The organism is Mycolicibacterium fluoranthenivorans (genome assembly GCF_011758805.1).
GTDB classification, from domain to species: Bacteria; Actinomycetota; Actinomycetes; order Mycobacteriales; family Mycobacteriaceae; genus Mycobacterium; species Mycobacterium fluoranthenivorans.
The window spans coordinates 1,282,435-1,300,450 of record NZ_JAANOW010000001.1 but is presented as its reverse complement, the minus strand read 5'-3'; the positions used below and the strand labels follow the sequence as shown (position 1 = coordinate 1,300,450).

At 66.7% G+C, this 18,016-nt stretch carries 10 protein-coding genes; 1 reads left to right on the top strand and 9 read right to left on the bottom strand.

All coding sequences use genetic code 11. From position 1 onward, the window contains the following. Position 1: 1 nt before the first annotated feature. Entirely contained in the window at positions 2-751 is a 750-nt protein-coding gene (locus FHU31_RS06390) for a deoxyribonuclease IV (RefSeq protein WP_167156818.1), read from the bottom strand. A 139-nt stretch (positions 752-890) separates the two neighbouring features. On the opposite strand from FHU31_RS06390, the gene FHU31_RS06385 reads away from it, so the two are divergent. Next, positions 891-1,724, top strand: a complete 834-nt coding sequence (locus FHU31_RS06385; RefSeq protein WP_167156817.1) for a putative endonuclease domain-containing protein — start codon at positions 891-893, stop codon at positions 1,722-1,724. 97 nt (positions 1,725-1,821) lie between these two features. Here the strand turns inward: FHU31_RS06385 and FHU31_RS06380 are convergent, their stop codons facing one another. The 8 genes from FHU31_RS06380 to FHU31_RS06345 form a co-directional block, all read right to left on the bottom strand. Beyond that, on the bottom strand, positions 1,822-5,775 hold the full coding sequence (locus FHU31_RS06380) for a DNA-directed RNA polymerase subunit beta' (protein WP_167156816.1): 3,954 nt from the start codon (positions 5,773-5,775) through the stop codon (positions 1,822-1,824). A 70-nt stretch (positions 5,776-5,845) separates the two neighbouring features. Then, positions 5,846-9,352 carry a DNA-directed RNA polymerase subunit beta gene (rpoB, locus tag FHU31_RS06375; RefSeq protein ID WP_090360006.1) on the bottom strand — a complete coding sequence of 1,169 codons (3,507 nt, stop codon included), beginning with the start codon at positions 9,350-9,352 and terminating at the stop codon, positions 5,846-5,848. A gap of 506 nt (positions 9,353-9,858) precedes the next feature. Further along, on the bottom strand, positions 9,859-10,950 hold the full coding sequence (locus FHU31_RS06370) for an ABC transporter ATP-binding protein (protein WP_167156815.1): 1,092 nt from the start codon (positions 10,948-10,950) through the stop codon (positions 9,859-9,861). Positions 10,951-11,118: 168 nt separating this feature from the next. Continuing rightward, positions 11,119-11,508: a 50S ribosomal protein L7/L12 gene (gene rplL, locus FHU31_RS06365; RefSeq protein ID WP_090360011.1), complete on the bottom strand. Its 390-nt coding sequence runs from the start codon at positions 11,506-11,508 to the stop codon at positions 11,119-11,121. A gap of 42 nt (positions 11,509-11,550) precedes the next feature. Further along, a complete protein-coding gene (gene rplJ / locus FHU31_RS06360) occupies positions 11,551-12,090 on the bottom strand; it encodes a 50S ribosomal protein L10 (protein ID WP_090360014.1) in 540 nt (179 codons plus the stop codon). 283 nt (positions 12,091-12,373) lie between these two features. Continuing rightward, on the bottom strand, positions 12,374-13,279 hold the full coding sequence (locus FHU31_RS06355; protein WP_167156814.1) for an ROK family protein: 906 nt from the start codon (positions 13,277-13,279) through the stop codon (positions 12,374-12,376). Positions 13,280-13,345: 66 nt separating this feature from the next. Then, a complete protein-coding gene (locus FHU31_RS06350; protein ID WP_167156813.1) occupies positions 13,346-13,909 on the bottom strand; it encodes a DUF7158 domain-containing protein in 564 nt (187 codons plus the stop codon). Then, on the bottom strand, positions 13,906-18,012 hold the full coding sequence (locus FHU31_RS06345; RefSeq protein ID WP_167156812.1) for a glycoside hydrolase family 38 N-terminal domain-containing protein: 4,107 nt from the start codon (positions 18,010-18,012) through the stop codon (positions 13,906-13,908). Before FHU31_RS06345 ends, FHU31_RS06350 begins: the two co-directional genes overlap by 4 nt. Between the last annotated feature and the right edge of the window lie 4 nt (positions 18,013-18,016).

The following is an 18,016-nucleotide window of genomic DNA, read 5'->3' as shown; positions in this document are numbered from 1 at the left end:
CCTAGACGTTCTCGCGGAGGAAGGCGATATCGTCCTTGCGGCCCTCTTCGGAGGTCTCGCAGATGACGGGCGCGGCGGCGGCCTTCACGACGGCGGCCAGCAGTTGCGGATCGATCTGTCCCAGACCGAAATTGGCATGCCGGTCGGCGCCCGACCCGGCCGCGTCCCTGGAGTCGTTGCAGTGCACCAGGTCGATACGTCCCGTGATGGCCTGGATCCGCTCCACCGCGTCGATCAGGGCCTCCCCCGCCGCCCACGCGTGGCAGGTGTCCAGACAGAAGCCGATTCCCTTGTCACCGATGTGATCCCACAACCGGGCGATGGTGTCGAACTGGCGGGCCATGGCGTGATCACCGCCGGCGGTGTTCTCCAGGTACACCGGCACGTCGGTGTTGAGTGCGTCCAGGGCCTTGACCCACCGCTCGAATCCGGCCTCGATGTCCTTGTCGTCCGCGTGTCCGCCGTGCACGATGACGGCGGTGGCGCCGACCGCCGCGGCGGCGTCACAGGTGTCCTGCAGGATCTTGCGCGAGGGAATGCGCACCTTGTTGTTCGCCGACGCGACGTTGATCAGGTAGGGCGCGTGGACGTACAGCGGAACCGCGGAGGCACGCAGCGTTTCGGCATCCTCACGCGGCGCCGGCTTCTTCCAGCTCTGCGGGTTGCCGAGGAAGAACTGCACCACGTCGGCGCCGTCTGCGGTAGCGGCGGCCAGGGGATCTGCATTGTCGACATGCGAACCGATGAGCACGCCGTCCAGTCTAGGTGCGTGGCCCGACAGCGCCCGCGTCGAGCGTGAATCCGCTGCGCCGCAGACGCCGATTTTCCGCAGAAGTTTCACACTCGATTTCTCAGAGCTGTCACAACCGAGGCGGCCTGAGACTTCAATCATGGGAGACCCGTTCCTCGGCAGCGAAGCCTTGGCATCCGGGGCGTTGAACTCCCACAAGCTGCGCACCCGTTTCACGACCGTCTATCCGAACGTCCACGTCGACAGCGCTCTCACGGCGAGCAGCCGGGCCCAGGCCGCATGGTTGTGGTCGAAGCGGCGCGCCATCATCGCCGGCAACTCCGCCGCCGCCCTGCACCGCACGCCATGGGTCGGGGCACACGAGCCCGCTGAACTCATTCACGACAACCGCCACCCGCCACAAGGCATCCGAACCTTCTCTGACCACATCGAGCAGGACGAGATCGTGGAGATCCGCGGTATGCCCGTGTGTTCTCCGGTCCGCGCCGCGCTCGACATCGGCTGCCGGCGTCCACTCGACGCTGCCGTCGCCGCGATCGACGCCCTGGCCCATGCGACCCACCTGGAGTTCGTCGCGGTCGAGAAGCTGGCGGCGCGGTACCCGGGCCGGCGCGGACTGCGGAACGTCAGGAGAGCGCTCGAGCTGGTCGACGCCGGAGCCGAGTCTCCACGCGAAACCTGGCTGCGGTTGCTGATCATCCGGGCCGGATTTCCACGACCCCAGACGCAGATCACCGTTCGCGACGAGTACGGCTATCCGTTCGCGCGGGTGGACATGGGCTGGGAGAACCTCAAGATCGGGGCCGAGTACGACGGCGGTCAGCACCGCGTCGACCCGGAGGTCTTCGCCCGCGACATCCACCGCCTGGAGGCATTGGCGAACCTCGGCTGGGTCATCGTCCGGGTGACCAAGCGCGACCCCGAGCGCGGCATCATCAACCGTCTCAACCGAGCCTTCGCCCGCCGAGTGTGAATCCCCTGCGGCGCAAACGCTTCCAGCGCGCAGACGTTTCACACTCAACGCACGAAAAAGGCCCCCACGCTGAGCGCGGGGGCCTTTTCCGTACGAACTAGCGGTAGTCCGAGTAACCGTAATCGTCCAGCGGCACGGCAGCGCCGGTGCTCTGGCCGAAGTCCGGGCTGTAGTACTGATCCTCGTAGGACGGGATCGTGTACGCCGCAGCACGGGCCTCTTCGGTCGGCTGAACCTGGATGTCGCGGTAACGGGCGATGCCGGTACCGGCCGGGATCAACTTACCGATGATCACGTTCTCCTTCAGACCCTGCAGCTTGTCGCTGCGGCAGTTGATCGCCGCATCGGTCAGCACGCGCGTGGTCTCCTGGAACGACGCCGCCGACAGCCACGAATCGGTGGCCAGCGACGCCTTGGTGATACCCATCAGCACCGGACGTCCGGCCGCGGGCTCGCCGCCCTCGGCCACCACGCGACGGTTCTCGACCTCGAACTCGGCACGCTCGGTCAGCGACCCGGGCAGGAACTCCGTCGCACCCGAATCGATGATCGTGACGCGACGCAGCATCTGCCGGACGATGACCTCGATGTGCTTGTCGTGGATCGACACACCCTGGGCCCGGTAGACCTCCTGGACCTCCTTGACGAGGTGGATCTGCACCTCGCGCGGGCCCTGCACACGCAGCACCTCGTGCGGATCGGCAGCACCCTCCATGAGCTGCTGGCCCACGGTGACGTGGTCACCGTCGGAGAGCAGACGCTCGGAGCCGTCGTCGTGCTTGAACACCTTCAGGCGCTGGCGGCGGGTGAGCTTGTCGTAGACAACCTCTTCGCTGCCGTCGTCGGGAACGATGGTGATCTTGTAGAACTTGTCCGTCTCTTCGAGCCGGACCCGTCCCGTGACGTCCGCGATCGGGGCACGGTTCTTCGGCACGCGGGCCTCGAACAGTTCCTGCACACGGGGCAGACCGCCGACGATATCGGCGCCACCGGTCACACCACCCTGGTGGAAGGTACGCATGGTCAGCTGCGTGCCGGGCTCACCGATGGACTGCGCGGCGACGATACCGACGGCCTCGCCGATGTCGACGAGCTTGCCGGTGGCCATCGAGCGGCCGTAGCACATGGCACACACACCGGTACCGGTGGTGCAGGTCAGCACGGAGCGGACCTTCACCTCGGTGATGCCGGCTGCCAGCAGGGCATCGATCGCCGGGTCACCCAGGTCGTGGCCACGGGCGACGACGACGTTGCCGTCGGCGTCCACCGCGTCGGTGGCCAGGGTGCGGGCGTACGCCGAGGTCTCGATGTGCTGATCGCGCACCAGGGAACCGTCGGCCTGCTTCTCGGCGAGAGTGACGTTGATACCGCGCTCGGTCTCACAGTCGTTCTCGCGCACGATGACGTCCTGCGACACGTCCACCAGACGACGGGTCAGGTAACCCGAGTCGGCGGTACGCAGCGCGGTGTCGGCCAGACCCTTACGGGCACCGTGGGTGTTGATGAAGTACTCCAGCACGGTCAGGCCCTCGCGGAACGAGGACTTGATCGGACGCGGGATGTACTCACCCTTCGGGTTGGTCACCAGACCCTTCATGCCCGCCAGGGTGCGGGTCTGGGTCAGGTTGCCCGTCGCGCCGGACTTCACGATCGTGATGATCGGGTTGTCCTCGGGGTAGTACGCCTCCAGCGCCTTACCGACCTCTTCGGTGGCCTGCTGCCAGATCTTCACCAGCTCGCCGTTGCGCTCGTCGTGGTTGAGCTTGCCGCGCTGGTACTGCTTCTCGATCGAGTCGGCCTCGCCCTCGTAGCGCTCGAGGATCTCGGTCTTCTGCGGCGGCACGAGCACGTCGGCCATGGAGACCGTCACGCCCGAGCGAGTCGCCCAGTGGAAGCCGGCGTCCTTGAGCTTGTCCACGGTCTGTGCGACGACGATCATCGGGTACCGCTCGGCGAGATCGTTGATGATCGACGCCTGGGCCTTCTTGAACATCTGCGCGTTGACGAAGGGGTAGCCCTTCGGCAGCAGCTCGTTGAACAGCACGCGACCCAGGGTCGTCTCCGCGGTCCAGGCGTCGCCGGGCTTCCAGCCGTCTTCGAACAGCTCGGCCTCGACCGCGGCCGGCGGACGCTGCTGCGTCAGCCGCACCTTGATCTTGGCCCGCACCGACAGCGCACCACGGTCCAGGGCCATGATGGCCTCGGCCGGGCTGCTGTACACACCGGTCTCCGGGGTGTCCGTGGCGGCCGGCGTGTATTCGCCGGTATCGCCGGGGATCTCGGTGGTCAGGAAGAACAGCCCGGTCACCATGTCCAGACGCGGCATGGCCAGCGGGCGGCCCGACGCGGGCGACAGGATGTTGTTCGAGGACAGCATCAGGATGCGGGCCTCGGCCTGCGCCTCCGCCGACAGCGGGAGGTGCACGGCCATCTGGTCACCGTCGAAGTCGGCGTTGAACGCCTCACAGACCAGAGGATGCAGCTGGATGGCCTTGCCTTCCACCAGCTGCGGCTCGAAGGCCTGGATACCGAGGCGGTGCAGGGTGGGTGCACGGTTCAGCAGCACCGGGTGCTCGGCGATGACCTCTTCGAGGACATCCCACACCTGGGGACGCTGACGCTCGACCATGCGCTTGGCGCTCTTGATGTTCTGCGCGTGGTTCAGGTCGACCAGACGCTTCATCACGAACGGCTTGAACAGCTCGAGTGCCATCAGCTTGGGCAGACCGCACTGGTGCAGCTTGAGCTGCGGGCCGACGACGATGACCGAACGGCCCGAGTAGTCGACGCGCTTACCGAGCAGGTTCTGACGGAACCGGCCCTGCTTGCCCTTGAGCAGATCGGACAGCGACTTGAGCGGACGGTTGCCCGGACCCGTGACGGGCCGGCCACGACGGCCGTTGTCGAACAGCGCGTCCACCGACTCCTGAAGCATGCGCTTCTCGTTGTTGACGATGATCTCGGGTGCGCCGAGGTCGATCAGTCGCTTGAGCCGGTTGTTGCGGTTGATCACGCGGCGGTACAGGTCGTTCAGGTCAGAGGTGGCGAAGCGGCCACCGTCGAGCTGAACCATCGGGCGCAGCTCCGGCGGGATCACCGGAACGGCGTCGAGCACCATGCCCATCGGGGAGTTGCGGTTCATCTGGAACGCCGCGACGACCTTCAGACGCTTGAGGGCGCGAAGCTTCTTCTGGCCCTTGCCGTTCTTGATGGTGTCGCGCAGCGACTCGGCCTCGGCGTCGATGTCGAAGCTCTCGATGAGCTTCTTGATCGACTCCGCGCCCATGGCGCCGGTGAAGTACTCGCCGTAGCGGTCCTGCAGCTCGCGGTAGAGCACCTCGTCCACGATGAGCTGCTTGGGAGCCAGCTTGGTGAAGGTGGTCCAGATCTCGTCGAGCCGGTCCAGCTCACGCTGGGTCCGGTCGCGCAGCTGGCGCATCTCACGCTCGCCGCCGTCGCGCACCTTGCGGCGCACGTCGGACTTGGCGCCCTCGGCCTCCAGCTCGGCCAGGTCGGCTTCGAGCTTCTGCGCCCGGGCCTCCAGGTCGGCATCGCGCTGATCCTCGACGGCCTTCTTCTCGACGACCATCTCGGCTTCGAGCGTGGACAGCTCGTTGTGGCGCATCTCCGTGTCGACGGAGGTGATCACGTAGGCCGCGAAGTAGATGATCTTTTCCAGATCCTTCGGGGCCAGGTCCAGCAGGTAGCCCAGACGGCTGGGCACACCCTTGAAGTACCAGATGTGCGTGACGGGCGCGGCCAGCTCGATGTGGCCCATCCGCTCACGACGCACCTTGGCGCGAGTGACCTCGACGCCGCAGCGCTCACAGATGATGCCCTTGAAGCGCACACGCTTGTACTTGCCGCAGTAGCACTCCCAGTCGCGAGTCGGTCCGAAGATCTTCTCGCAGAACAGGCCGTCCTTCTCAGGCTTGAGCGTGCGGTAGTTGATGGTCTCCGGCTTCTTGACCTCGCCGAAGGACCAGTTGCGGATGTCGTCCGCGGTCGCGAGACCGATACGGAGTTCATCGAAGAAGTTGACGTCTAGCACGTAACTCCCTTTCCCCTTTCGGGACTAGAAAAACACTGCGTTCAATGACGGCTCGCGCAAGCGCTCGCCGCTAGGCCAGGTCCTCGACCGAAGCGGATTCGTTGCGGGACAGGTTGATTCCGAGGTTTGCAGCGGCACGCTCCAAGTCCTCGTCGTCACCGTCACGCATCTCGATCGCGGCTCCGTCGGAAGACAGGACCTCGACGTTGAGGCACAGCGACTGCAACTCTTTGAGAAGCACCTTGAACGACTCCGGGATACCGGGTTCGGGGATGTTCTCGCCCTTGACGATCGCCTCGTAGACCTTGACGCGACCCACCGTGTCGTCGGACTTGATGGTGAGCAGCTCCTGCAGCGTGTACGCCGCACCGTAGGCTTGCATGGCCCAGCACTCCATCTCACCGAACCGCTGACCACCGAACTGCGCCTTACCACCGAGCGGCTGCTGGGTGATCATCGAGTACGGACCGGTGGAGCGGGCGTGGATCTTGTCGTCCACCAGGTGGTGCAGCTTCAGGATGTACATGTAGCCGACCGTCACCGGGTACGGGAACGGCTCGCCGGAACGCCCGTCGAACAGACGCGCCTTACCGTCGGCATTGACCATGACCTCGCCGTCGCGGTTCGGCAGCGTCGAGCCGAGGATGCCCTGCAGCTCGCCCTCACGGGCACCGTCGAACACCGGGGTGGACACGATGCTGTCCGCCGGAACGCTGAGCAGTTCCTCGGGCAGGTTGCTCGCCCACTCAGGAGTTCCGTTGGCGACATCGATGTTCCAGCCGGCCTTGGCCACCCACCCGAGGTGGGTTTCCAGGATCTGGCCGATGTTCATACGACGCGGCACACCGTGGGTGTTCAGGATGATGTCCACCGGGGTGCCATCAGGCATGAACGGCATGTCCTCGACGGGCAGGATCTTGCCGATGACGCCCTTGTTGCCGTGGCGTCCGGCGAGCTTGTCGCCGTCGGAGATCTTGCGCTTCTGAGCCACGTAGACGCGGACCAGCTCGTTGACGCCGGCGGGCAGCTCGTCGTCATCCTCGCGGGAGAACACGCGGATGCCGATGACCTTGCCCGACTCGCCGTGCGGAACCTTCAGCGAGGTGTCGCGGACTTCGCGGGCCTTCTCGCCGAAGATGGCGCGCAGCAGACGCTCTTCCGGGGTCAGCTCGGTCTCACCCTTGGGCGTGACCTTGCCGACCAGGATGTCGCCGTCGCGGACCTCGGCACCGATGCGGATGATGCCGCGCTCGTCGAGATCGGCCAGCACCTCGTCGGAGACGTTCGGGATGTCCCGGGTGATCTCCTCGGCGCCCAGCTTGGTGTCGCGGGCATCGATCTCGTGCTCTTCGATGTGAATCGAGGTGAGCACGTCCTCTTCCACCAGACGGTTGGAGAGGATGATCGCGTCCTCGTAGTTGTGGCCCTCCCACGGCATGATCGCCACGAGCAGGTTCTTGCCCAGGGCCATCTCACCGTTCTCGGTGCAGGGACCGTCGGCGAGCACCTGGCCCACCTCGACCCGCTGCCCGTGATCCACGATCGGGCGCTGGTTGGCGCACGTGCCGTGGTTGGAGCGGTTGAACTTGCGCAGCACGTAGCTACGACGGGTGCCGTCGTCGGCCATCACGGTGATGTAGTCGGCGGAGACCTCCTCGACCACACCGGCCTTCTCGGTGACGACCACATCGCCGGCATCGATGGCTGCACGCAGCTCCATACCGGTACCGACCAGCGGGGCCTCGCTACGCACCAGCGGAACCGCCTGGCGCTGCATGTTGGCACCCATCAGGGCACGGTTGGCGTCGTCGTGCTCGAGGAACGGGATCATCGCGGTCGCGACCGACACCATCTGGCGCGGCGAGACGTCCATGTAGTCCACGTCGGCGGCGGAGACGAACTCGACCTCGCCACCCTTACGGCGGACCAGGATCTTGTCCTCGGTGAACCGGCCGTCGCCGTCCAGCGGCGAGTTGGCCTGCGCCACGACGTGGCGGTCCTCCTCGTCGGCGGTCAGGTAGTCGATCTGGTCGCTGACCTGGCCGTCGATCACCTTGCGGTACGGGGTCTCGATGAAGCCGAACGGGTTCACCCGGGCGTACACCGACAGCGACCCGATCAGGCCGATGTTCGGGCCTTCCGGGGTCTCGATCGGGCACATCCGGCCGTAGTGGCTGGAGTGCACGTCGCGCACCTCGAGGCCGGCGCGCTCACGGGACAGACCGCCGGGGCCCAGCGCCGACAGGCGGCGCTTGTGGGTCAGACCCGAGAGCGGGTTGTTCTGGTCCATGAACTGCGACAGCTGCGACGTTCCGAAGAACTCCTTGATCGCCGCCACGACGGGACGGATGTTGATCAGGGTCTGCGGCGTGATCGCCTCGACGTCCTGGGTGGTCATCCGCTCGCGGACGACGCGCTCCATACGTGACAGGCCGACCCGGATCTGGTTCTGGATCAGCTCGCCGACCGTACGCAGACGACGGTTACCGAAGTGGTCGATGTCGTCGACCTCGACGGGCACCTCGACGCCGTCGGGCGCCGTCATGCTGGTCTGGCCCTCGTGCAGGCGCACCAGGTACTCGATGGTGGCCGCGATGTCCTCGGGGGTCAGCGTCGAGTTGGTGATCGGCTGCCCGGCGTTGAGGCCGAGCTTCTTGTTGACCTTGTAGCGGCCGACGCGGGCCAGGTCGTAACGCTTCTCCTTGAAGAACAGGTTCTCCAGCAGGGTCTGCGCGGACTCCTTGGTCGGCGGCTCGCCCGGGCGCAGCTTCCGGTAGATGTCCAGCAGCGCCTCATCGGTGCCGGCGGTGTTGTCCTTCTCCAGCGTGCCCATCATGATCTCGGAGAAGCCGAAGCGCTCCACGATCTGCTCGTTGGTCCAGCCCAGCGCCTTGAGCAGCACGGTGACCGGCTGGCGGCGCTTGCGGTCGATACGCACACCGACGGTGTCGCGCTTGTCGACGTCGAACTCCAGCCAGGCGCCGCGGCCCGGGATGACCTTCACACTGTGCAGGTCCTTCTCGGTGGCCTTGTCGATCGAGGAGTCGAAGTACACGCCCGGCGACCGGACCAGCTGCGACACGACGACACGCTCGGTGCCGTTGATGATGAAGGTGCCCTTGTCGGTCATCATCGGGAAGTCACCCATGAAGACCGTCTGGCTCTTGATCTCACCGGTGTTGTTGTTGATGAACTCGGCCGTGACGAACAGCGGGGCTGCGTACGTCATGTCCTTGTCTTTGCATTCGTCGACCGGCGCCTTGACCTCGTCGAAGCGCGGATCGGAGAAGCTCAGCGACATGGAGCCGGAGAAGTCCTCGATCGGCGAGAGTTCGGCGAGCACCTCTTCGAGGCCACCCACCGGGTTGGCGAGGTCACCGCGGGCGATGGCCTTGGTGCGCCACTGCTCGGATCCGACCAGCCATTCGAACGAATCGATCTGAACGTCAAGCAGCCCCGGAACCTCGAGTGGTTCACGGAGCTTCGCGAACGAAATTCGGTTAGGCGCTCCCGGTACGGAGTTGGAAATATCGGACTTGCTCTGGCGAGAGACTGCCAAGATGCACCCTTCCAGCAACTGATGCGACCTATTGGAAGGGCTGTTCGCCGGTCCTTTTTGGCCGCTGTAATCTGCATCGGTTCGGCTGGCGTTCTCACAGTCCGAAACCTCTGGACACACGGCACGCGTCTAGGTCACTGAGCAGGACTCAGGCTAAGACCACAGTGTCAAGTGCGGGTGAGGGGTGGGCAGGATGCAGCCAGCGCAACGTCCAACGATAGCGCACGTCCGCCTGTTCTTCAAACAACATCCTTCGACCACCGCGTGTGATATCGGTTGGGCGCTGGCTGGCGTCCTCAATCCGTGCACACATGCTGCCCAACAGACTGGCCCGTTTGGGCGCTTCCGTCAAGACTTCACACGCGGTTTGCTGCGCACTTTTGGATAGTAGCGGGCACCACCGACACGAGCGCGCCTCAGAGGGCTGTGAGGAAGATCACATCAGTGTGCTCGGCGCCGCGTGGTGCGAAAACGACAACGGCCGGCGGGACCGTGATCGGTCCCGCCGGCCGGCGCCGTTCTGCTTACTGCTCGGTGGCCCGGGGTATCGAGGCCGTCGGGAACTCCTCGTCGTGGCTTTCCTGATGAGCGACGTGCCGGTGTGGCTCGCCGGCGAACTCATGGCTCTTGAACTGATGGGTGCCGTCCAGATCGTCGAGGATTGCGGCCTGGGCGGCCGGCGGCAGGGTGTGCAGGATCTCGCGCACCCGGGCCTGACGACGCGCCACACCCTTACGCTCAGGCATCCCCGGCGTCGCAATGAGCTGCGGCGGCACACCCTCGATCTCCTCCACACCACCATCACTCTGACCGGCATCCATCATCGCCTGCTCAGCCGCCGCAGTCGCCTCGTCCTTCTCCTCCGACATACCGATCGGACCAATCCGACGACCATTGAGGAACTGCTTGACCACCGGCTCCTCCGAGGTCAACAACACCTCACGCGGACCGAACATCACCAAATGCTTGCGGAACAACATCCCGATGTTGTCCGGCACCGTCCGCGCAATATTGATGTTGTGCGTCACGATCAGCACCGTCGCATCGATCTGGGCATTGATATCGATCAACAACTGCGACAGATACGCCGTACGCACCGGATCCAAACCCGAATCCGGCTCATCACACAAGATGATCTGCGGATCCAACACCAACGCCCGCGCCAAACCCGCACGCTTGCGCATACCACCGGAAATCTCACCGGGGAACTTATGCCCATCATTGGGCATACCCACCAGCTCGAGCTTCTCCATCACGATCTTGCGGATATCGGACTCGGACTTCTTGGTGTGCTCCCGCAACGGGAACGCCGTGTTGTCATAAATGTTCATCGACCCGAACAGCGCACCGTCCTGGAACAGCACACCGAACAGGGTGCGGATCTCGTAGAGCTCCTTGGCCGAGCACTCCAAGATATTGGTCCCATCGATGACGATCGAACCCTTCTCCGGGCGCAGCAGACCGATCAACGACTTCAAGAACACCGACTTACCGGTACCCGACGGGCCCAGCAACACGCTGACCTCACCCTCGGGAACCTTCAGCGTGACGTCTTCCCAAATCTTCGACGACCCGAACGACTTACTCAGTCCAGTTACGTCGATTGCGACGCCCATACGGTTTCCTTCCGACTACGACCCACCGCGCCACGTGCTACCCCGCCTGTGGCTTGAGTCACTGTAGCGCACGGCTGATTTCAGCAACACAGAAGTGAGTTGGCAAACAGGCCTGTCGACGACGATGGGCCGGGTCGTTACCGACCCGGCCCATCAACGAGGCTGAAACTACTTGACGGTGACCGATGCGCCGGCGGCCTCGAGCTTGGCCTTGGCGTCCTCGGCGGCTTCCTTGGTGACCTTCTCCAGCAGCGGCTTGGGGGCGCCGTCGACCAGGTCCTTGGCTTCCTTCAGACCCAGACCGGAAACGATCTCGCGGACGACCTTGATGACGCCGATCTTCTTGTCGCCGGCACCCTCGAGGATGACGTCGAACTCGGACTGCTCCTCGGCGGCCTCGGCGGCAGCGCCACCGGCGGCGGGGGCGGCCGCAACGGCGACCGGAGCGGCGGCGGTGACGTCGAAGGTGTCCTCGAACACCTTCACGAACTCAGAGAGCTCGAGCAGGGTCAGTTCCTTGAAGGCGTCGATGAGTTCTTCGGTGGACAGCTTTGCCATGGTGATTCCTTATCTCTATGGGTGGTGGTGGTTTTGTTGGTCTCAGGCGGCAGTGTCTGCCGAACCCTCTGAGGCCTTCTTCTCTTGCAGAGCTGCGGCCAGGCGGGCGACCTGGGACGCGGGCGCGACGAACAGCGCAGCGGCCTGGGACTGCTTGGCCTTCAGGGCGCCGGCGACGCGCGACAGGAGCACCTCGCGGGACTCCAGATCGGCGATCCGCTCGACCTCGGATACGGACAGCGCCTTGCCGTCCATGTAGCCGCCCTTGATGACGAGCGCCTTGTTGTCCTTGGCGAACTTCTTGATCGCCTTGGCAGCGTCGACGGGCTCGCCGTTGATGAACGCGATGGCGGTCGGACCGGTGAAGAGGTCGTCCAGACCCTCGATCCCGGCCTCGGACGCCGCACGCTTCACCAAGGTGTTCTTGGCGACGGTGTACGTCGTTCCGTCGCCCAGCGACCTGCGCAGCTCGGCAAGGTTGGACACCTTCAGGCCGCGGTACTCGGTGACGACGGTGGCCGTCGCCTCCTTGAACTTCTCGGCGATGTCGGCGACCGCGGTGGCCTTGTCAGCGTTGGCCATGCTTGCCTCCTCGTGATGGTTGGGATGTCCACCAACCGCCAGAGCCCGGATGGGCGGCAAAAGGGCCTGAAATCACAAACGCCCCGACACAGGACAGGTCGGGGCGCACAGGAAATACTGTTACCTCGTCCTCCTGCGTGGGCCGCCCGGGAATCCGGGACCTTCAACCGATTGCTCGGTGACCGACGGTCTTCGGTGGAACCCGGCAAGGATAGCGGACGCACGGCCGATCAGCCAAAACGAGCGCCACCGGTACCGCAGCGCTGTGCGATTGGGGACGCACTCACCTGGCCAGGGCCAGCGCGGCGGCCCCCACCAGTCCGGCGTCCCCGCCGAGTGCAGCGGGGACCACGCGGAGATCCCGCAGGAACGACAGTCCGGCGTAGGTGTGCAGCGCCGCCCGCAGCGGATCGAAGAGCAGAGCTCCCGACTTGGCCACCCCGCCACCGATGACGACAAGGTCCAGATCGCAGGTCGCCGCGACCCCGGCGATCATCATCGCCACCCCGGTCGCGCCCCGGCGGAACGCCTTGAGCGCGATCTCGTCACCTGCGACGGCGGCGTCGGCCAACACTTTCGCGTCGGCGCCGGGCGGGGCCGCCCAACCGTTCTCCCGCGCCCAGCGCACCAGATGCGGGCCCGACGCCACGGTCTCGACACAACCCCGGCCCCCGCACGTGCACGGCTCGCCCTCTGGTTCGACGATGACGTGACCGACGTGGCCGGCATTGCCGGTGCGCCCGTCGTACGGGGCGCCGTCGAGCACCAGTCCCCCGCCGATGCCCGTCGAGACCACCATGCCCAGCAGGAACTGCGCGCCGGCGCCGGCGCCGCGCCACTGCTCGCCGAGCGCCATACACAGTCCGTCACCACCGAGACGTACCGGGGCACCGGTCAGCTGCCGAGTCCGCTCGACGATCGGGAACGCTTGCCAGCCAGTGATATTGATAGGGCTGACCGTTCCGGAATGCAGATCGACGGGGCCGGCGGAGCTGATGCCGACACCGCGCACCGGGCCACCGGCGCGGTCCAGTGCATCGCGGATCAGCTGCGCGGCGACCTCCCATACGGTGTCTGCGTCGGCGTGTGGGGTGGGCTGCTGCGCGCGGTGCGTGAGCGTGCCCGCCGCATCGACCAGCCCGACGGCGATCTTGGTGCCGCCGACGTCGAGCGCGAGGGTGAGTGCCATCAGGTGCCCATCTCTATCAGGTGACACCGATCTGCTCGCCGAGGCATGGTCTGTCTGCCATGGCGGTCAATGCCGGTGGGTGTTGTCGGGTTGGCGCGGGTCTCCGGGATGCTCGTAACCCGGCGCCAGCCGGACCAGCTCCGCGCAGCGCGTGTCCAGCCAGTGCCGGAACACCCGTCTGCGGGCGGCCGCCCGCAGATGAGCGGTGACCGCGGGCCGCGCCTGCTCCAGTGCGATCGCTGTGCGGCGCGGGCCGAATCGAGTCGGGTTACGTTCGTGGTAAGCCGCGATATCGGCTTCGGAGACCTCGACCGCCGCGGTGATCCGTGCGAAAACGGCACGGGCGTGCGGTGATTCGAGCACCGCGGCGCCGATGCTGCCGATCTCCAGTCGTGCCGCCGGGTCGGGCAGCACATCGTGCAGGGCCGGCGGATCGGCTCCGCCTTGCTCACCTGCCACCACCGCCTCGGCCACCAACAGCTGGGTCAGCCAGCGGCGCAGCTGTCTGCCCTCGCTGGTTCCCGGCCGGGGCAATGCGGCAGCCCGCGATCCCGCCCGCAGCCGACGTTCGCGTTCGTCGACAGCGGTTTCCGGGATCGGCGTACCGGCCACCCAGGCCACCGCCGTCATGGCAGCACCCGTATCTCGACCGCCGGCGAGTACACCAGCCGGCCCGCGCAGGCCACCCTGACCAGCGCCCACCACCGGCCCGGATCCAGCCAGGGCGGCGGGGCGACGTCGAAGTCCAGTTGCCGAGTCCCGCGCGCGGGTACCTCTGCCCCGACGGCCGGCGGACCCAACCATTCCCAGGTCCCCCACGGGCTGATGAGGTGAGCTTCGACGGCCAGGTCGGCGCCCGCATCGGTACCGACCGTGACCGACAGCGCCGCGCGGCCGCCGGCCCGCACGCTCACCGGTTCGGGCCCGGAGACCAGCCGCAGTATCTCGTCATCCGTTGTTGCCTGGATCGACAGGATGCAGACGTCCTCGACGACCTGATGCCACGCCGCGGGCAGCCCGCGTCCGCCCGCGGCGAGTTCGGCGCGAACGGGATAGAGACCGCGCGGGATGCCCGCCGGTACCGTCACCCCCACCTCGGCCTCCAGGTACTCCCCCGGCGGCAGCACGAAGGACAGGTCGGCCGGCTCGGCGATCCAGCCGGGCGGCATGACCATCCGGACCCGGCCGTGCAGCGCCGTATCCGTACAGTCACTGGCCGCGGTGAGACGAAGGCGCACAACGGTATCCGACTCAGCCACGAGATGGCTGGGATGCAGATGTGCCACCAACGGCAAACCCCCCAACGGCGCGGGACCACGGTTGTGCAACCAGTAGCGCGCATAGAGCGGTTGGGCGTACTCGGCCTCCGGGGCCAGCGTCTGCTGATCGGCGTTGGCGATCCGGATCCCGTCCAGCCGGCCGCGCAGGGTGGCGATCTGATAGCCGTGCAGCGCCGTGGTCGCCGGACCGGACGGCCGCTCCAGCAGGTCCGCCTCGGTCAGCTCCGAGACACTGCAGATACCCGATCGGACCACGAATTCTGCGCTCCGGCCGTGTGTTTCGACAAGACGAAGGGAAATCGAGGACGGCTCGACCCGCGCGGTCGAACCCGCCACGAACGGGTTGCCGGCGGCCTTGAGCGCACCCAGGGTGACGCGACCCCCCGTCGAGTCGACGTCGAGTAGCGCGCCGTGGGCCGGCAGCCCGTCGGCACCCGCCCGCCGGTTGGGCACGGCGATCAGCGGATGCGAGAACTCCGCGCTGCGGGCCGGTATGTCGGCGTCACGCCAGTCCCCCTCGCTGGCCACCAGCGCGTAGTCGAAGGTGTGCGACCAGTGCTGAAGCTGGAAGTTGGAGCCGTCGGGGGCGGTGCGGCGTGGCGGGTCGATCCAGGTTCCCGAGGGCCAGCCGGTGCAGGACCGCATCAGGGAGGTGTGCAGCGTGCCGTCGGGTTCGACGGCGAAACCGGGCACGCCCCGGTTGCACAGCGCGACGGTCACCGACTCGAACGGGGTCAGCCCGGCGGCTGCGTCCTGGTGCACGGCGATCTCTGCGTCGGCCAGATCCCGCACCAGCGCCCCGATATCGCCGACGACGATGAGGACCGGCAAGCTGCGGACACCGCGCAGGTCGGCACCGGGTATCCAGGTGTCGGCGAGCGCCGAGGCCGCGGGGACCCACACCCGGGCCGTGCCGCCCGCGGCGAGCTGACGATCGAGCTCGTGCCGGTGTTCGGGCGAAGTGTGCAAAACCGCTGCGGTGAACGAATTCTCGTCCGGCGATCCGAGCGCGATCCGCGCATCGGGCAGGTTGGAGTCCACCGACAGGTCGCCGTAGCGGGGTTTGTCCGCCGCGCTGCAGGTGGCGGTGACGCCGGCGCGCACGAGGGCAACCATCAGGTCGCGGACGTCGAATTGTTCTTCGGGCGTCACGACTTCGGCCACCGATACGGCCCGGACCCCCGCGCCGACGCGCACCCGCAGCATCGAGGACAACCCGAACCAGCCGTATGCCGGGTTGTCCAGTGTGTACGGATACTGCGCGGAGTCGACGGCGTGCGCCGCCCCGTGCGGGTGCAGGAGTCCGAAGCCGCGACCGATCACCGCGTCGCCGACCTCGCTGACCGGCATCGCACCGGGCACCGGGCACGGCCAGCGAAGCCGCAGTAACTTGTCGGCGCCGGTGAATTCGTCAACCGTGGTGCGGCATTCGATACGCGAGACGCCGTGCCACAGCGTGATCGTCTGGGTGTAGCGAAGGATGTCGTCGATGCGTCCACGGACGGTCAGCCGCTCTCCGAGCGCGCAGCGGGAGGCCCGCACCTCGGCGGGATACGCCGAGGAACACACCACCGGGCCGGTGGGCAGCAGGTGCCACGGCCCCTCGCCGGCCTTCGGGTGTGCCGGGTACTCGTCGTAGACGGCGAGTTCGTTGCCCACCGTGGCGCCCGCGATCAGCTCGCGTCCGCCGGCGAGCACCGAACTCACCCCGCCGCCGCGGGCCGGGTCGACGCGGACTCGATGGTACTCGTTGCGTATCTCGTTGCCGTCCAACGGCTCCCACCCTGATCCCGGGCTGTCGTCATCGAGCCGGTAGGCCCGCCAACCCAGCGACCCGACGTCGCGGGCCAGCCAGCTCACCGTGTGTCCGTGCGACACCGACGGGACGGGGTCGCCGTGCTGGTCGCGCACCACGCCGGCGAACGGGCGGTCGAGCTGCGCGGTCACCACATCCGACCTGCGGTGCGCCAGCGGATTCCACACCACCATCGGCGCATCCACCGCACCGCTGAGCAGGCCAAGCGCGTTGTCGCGGGCGGCCCGGCCCAGTTCCCACGCATCACGCCAGCCAGTCAACAGGTCGAGATAGACCTGGTCGGATTCGGAGCCGGTGATCGCGTCGTGGTGGGCTCCGTAGGCCAGTTGCACCCAGGCCTTCTCCAGCGCGGCCTGCGGATAGGTGGCGCCGCAGAGTGTTCCGGCGAACACCGCGAAGCGTTCGGCTTCCAACACCACGTTCTCGGCGGCACGGTTGGCCTGCTTGGTGTCGATGTAGGAGACGTCCTTGCCGGTGTAGATCGGGTTCATGTCCCGGGTCTGCACCGAAGGCAGCGCGGCCCGGTCAGCCAGTTCGGCCCGGACGGCCGCGAAGAACTCCTTGGGCAGGGCGCACACGAATCGCGGCCAGGTGTAGCGGGCGTTCCAGTCGCGGTGGATCTGGGTGACCCACTTGTTCGGCGGGGTGTAGTCGGTACCGACGGGCAGGAGCACATTGCGAGTCAGCGCAACCTTTTTCAGGCTGGAGAACAGTCCGAACGTCTGCTGCTCCGCCTCGGCGAGGCCGGCGGAGGCGTCCATCCACCAACCGGCCGCATAGTGCGCCGGCATGTAGTGGGTGAGCAGGCCCCGACCGGACGGTGCCACCCATTCGAACTCGCTGGCGAACTGCATGCGCTCGGGGTCGCCGTGATCGGCCATCGGACCCCACTGGTGGTGCGGACCGCGGGCCCACGAACTGGACGTCAGCCCGGCGTCGGCGGCCATCCCGGGGAACTGCGGGTCGTGGCCGAACACGTCGAGCTGCCATGCCGTCGCCGGGTCGGCGCCGAGCACATCACGCTGAAAGCCGATGCCCGCCACGAAGTTCCGGATCGCCGTCTCCGGACTGGTGAGGTTGGTGTTGGGTTCGTTGTAGGTGCCGCCCATGATCTCGATCCGGCCGTCGGCGATGAAGCGGCGCAGATCGGCCCGTTCCTCGGGGTGGGTGTCCCAGAACGGCTTGAGGTAGTCCACCTCGGCGAGCACGAACTTGTACTCGGGCTCCCGGCGGGCCATCTCCAGATGCGCCGTCACCAGTTCGAATCCGTTGGTCTGCCGGCACGCGCCGGGTGGATCCTCGGTCCAGACGCTGGTGTAGGCAGCCTGGGTGTTCCACCAGACCGGGTCGTAGTGGAAGTGGCTGATCATGTGCATCGTCCAGCCGGGCTCCGCGACGACGAAGGTGAACGGCAGATCACCTGCCCGCGCCTGACGCAGTTGGCCGGGGACCGGATGGTCGACGTGAACCGGGATCTCGCAGGTGTCGCCGAGGACCGGTCCCTCGCCGCGCAGGCCCTCGCCCTCGATCCGGATCGTCTCGCCGGCGGCGTCCTGACAGGTGACCCGCACGATCTGCAGCGGCGCGCCCGCCGGCCCGACGAACAGTTCGGTCGACTCCGCTGCGGTCAGACGCATGAGC

Bases quoted from the DNA above. Each gene is read 5' to 3' on its own strand.
- FHU31_RS06345 (WP_167156812.1), bottom strand. From the start codon at position 18,012: ATGCGTCTGACCGCAGCGGAGTCGACCGAACTGTTCGTCGGGCCGGCG.
- FHU31_RS06385 (WP_167156817.1), top strand. From the start codon at position 891: ATGGGAGACCCGTTCCTCGGCAGCGAAGCCTTGGCATCCGGGGCGTTG.
- FHU31_RS06355 (WP_167156814.1), bottom strand. From the start codon at position 13,279: ATGGCACTCACCCTCGCGCTCGACGTCGGCGGCACCAAGATCGCCGTC.
- FHU31_RS06350 (WP_167156813.1), bottom strand. From the start codon at position 13,909: ATGACGGCGGTGGCCTGGGTGGCCGGTACGCCGATCCCGGAAACCGCT.
- rplL (WP_090360011.1), bottom strand. From the start codon at position 11,508: ATGGCAAAGCTGTCCACCGAAGAACTCATCGACGCCTTCAAGGAACTG.
- FHU31_RS06370 (WP_167156815.1), bottom strand. From the start codon at position 10,950: ATGGGCGTCGCAATCGACGTAACTGGACTGAGTAAGTCGTTCGGGTCG.
- rplJ (WP_090360014.1), bottom strand. From the start codon at position 12,090: ATGGCCAACGCTGACAAGGCCACCGCGGTCGCCGACATCGCCGAGAAG.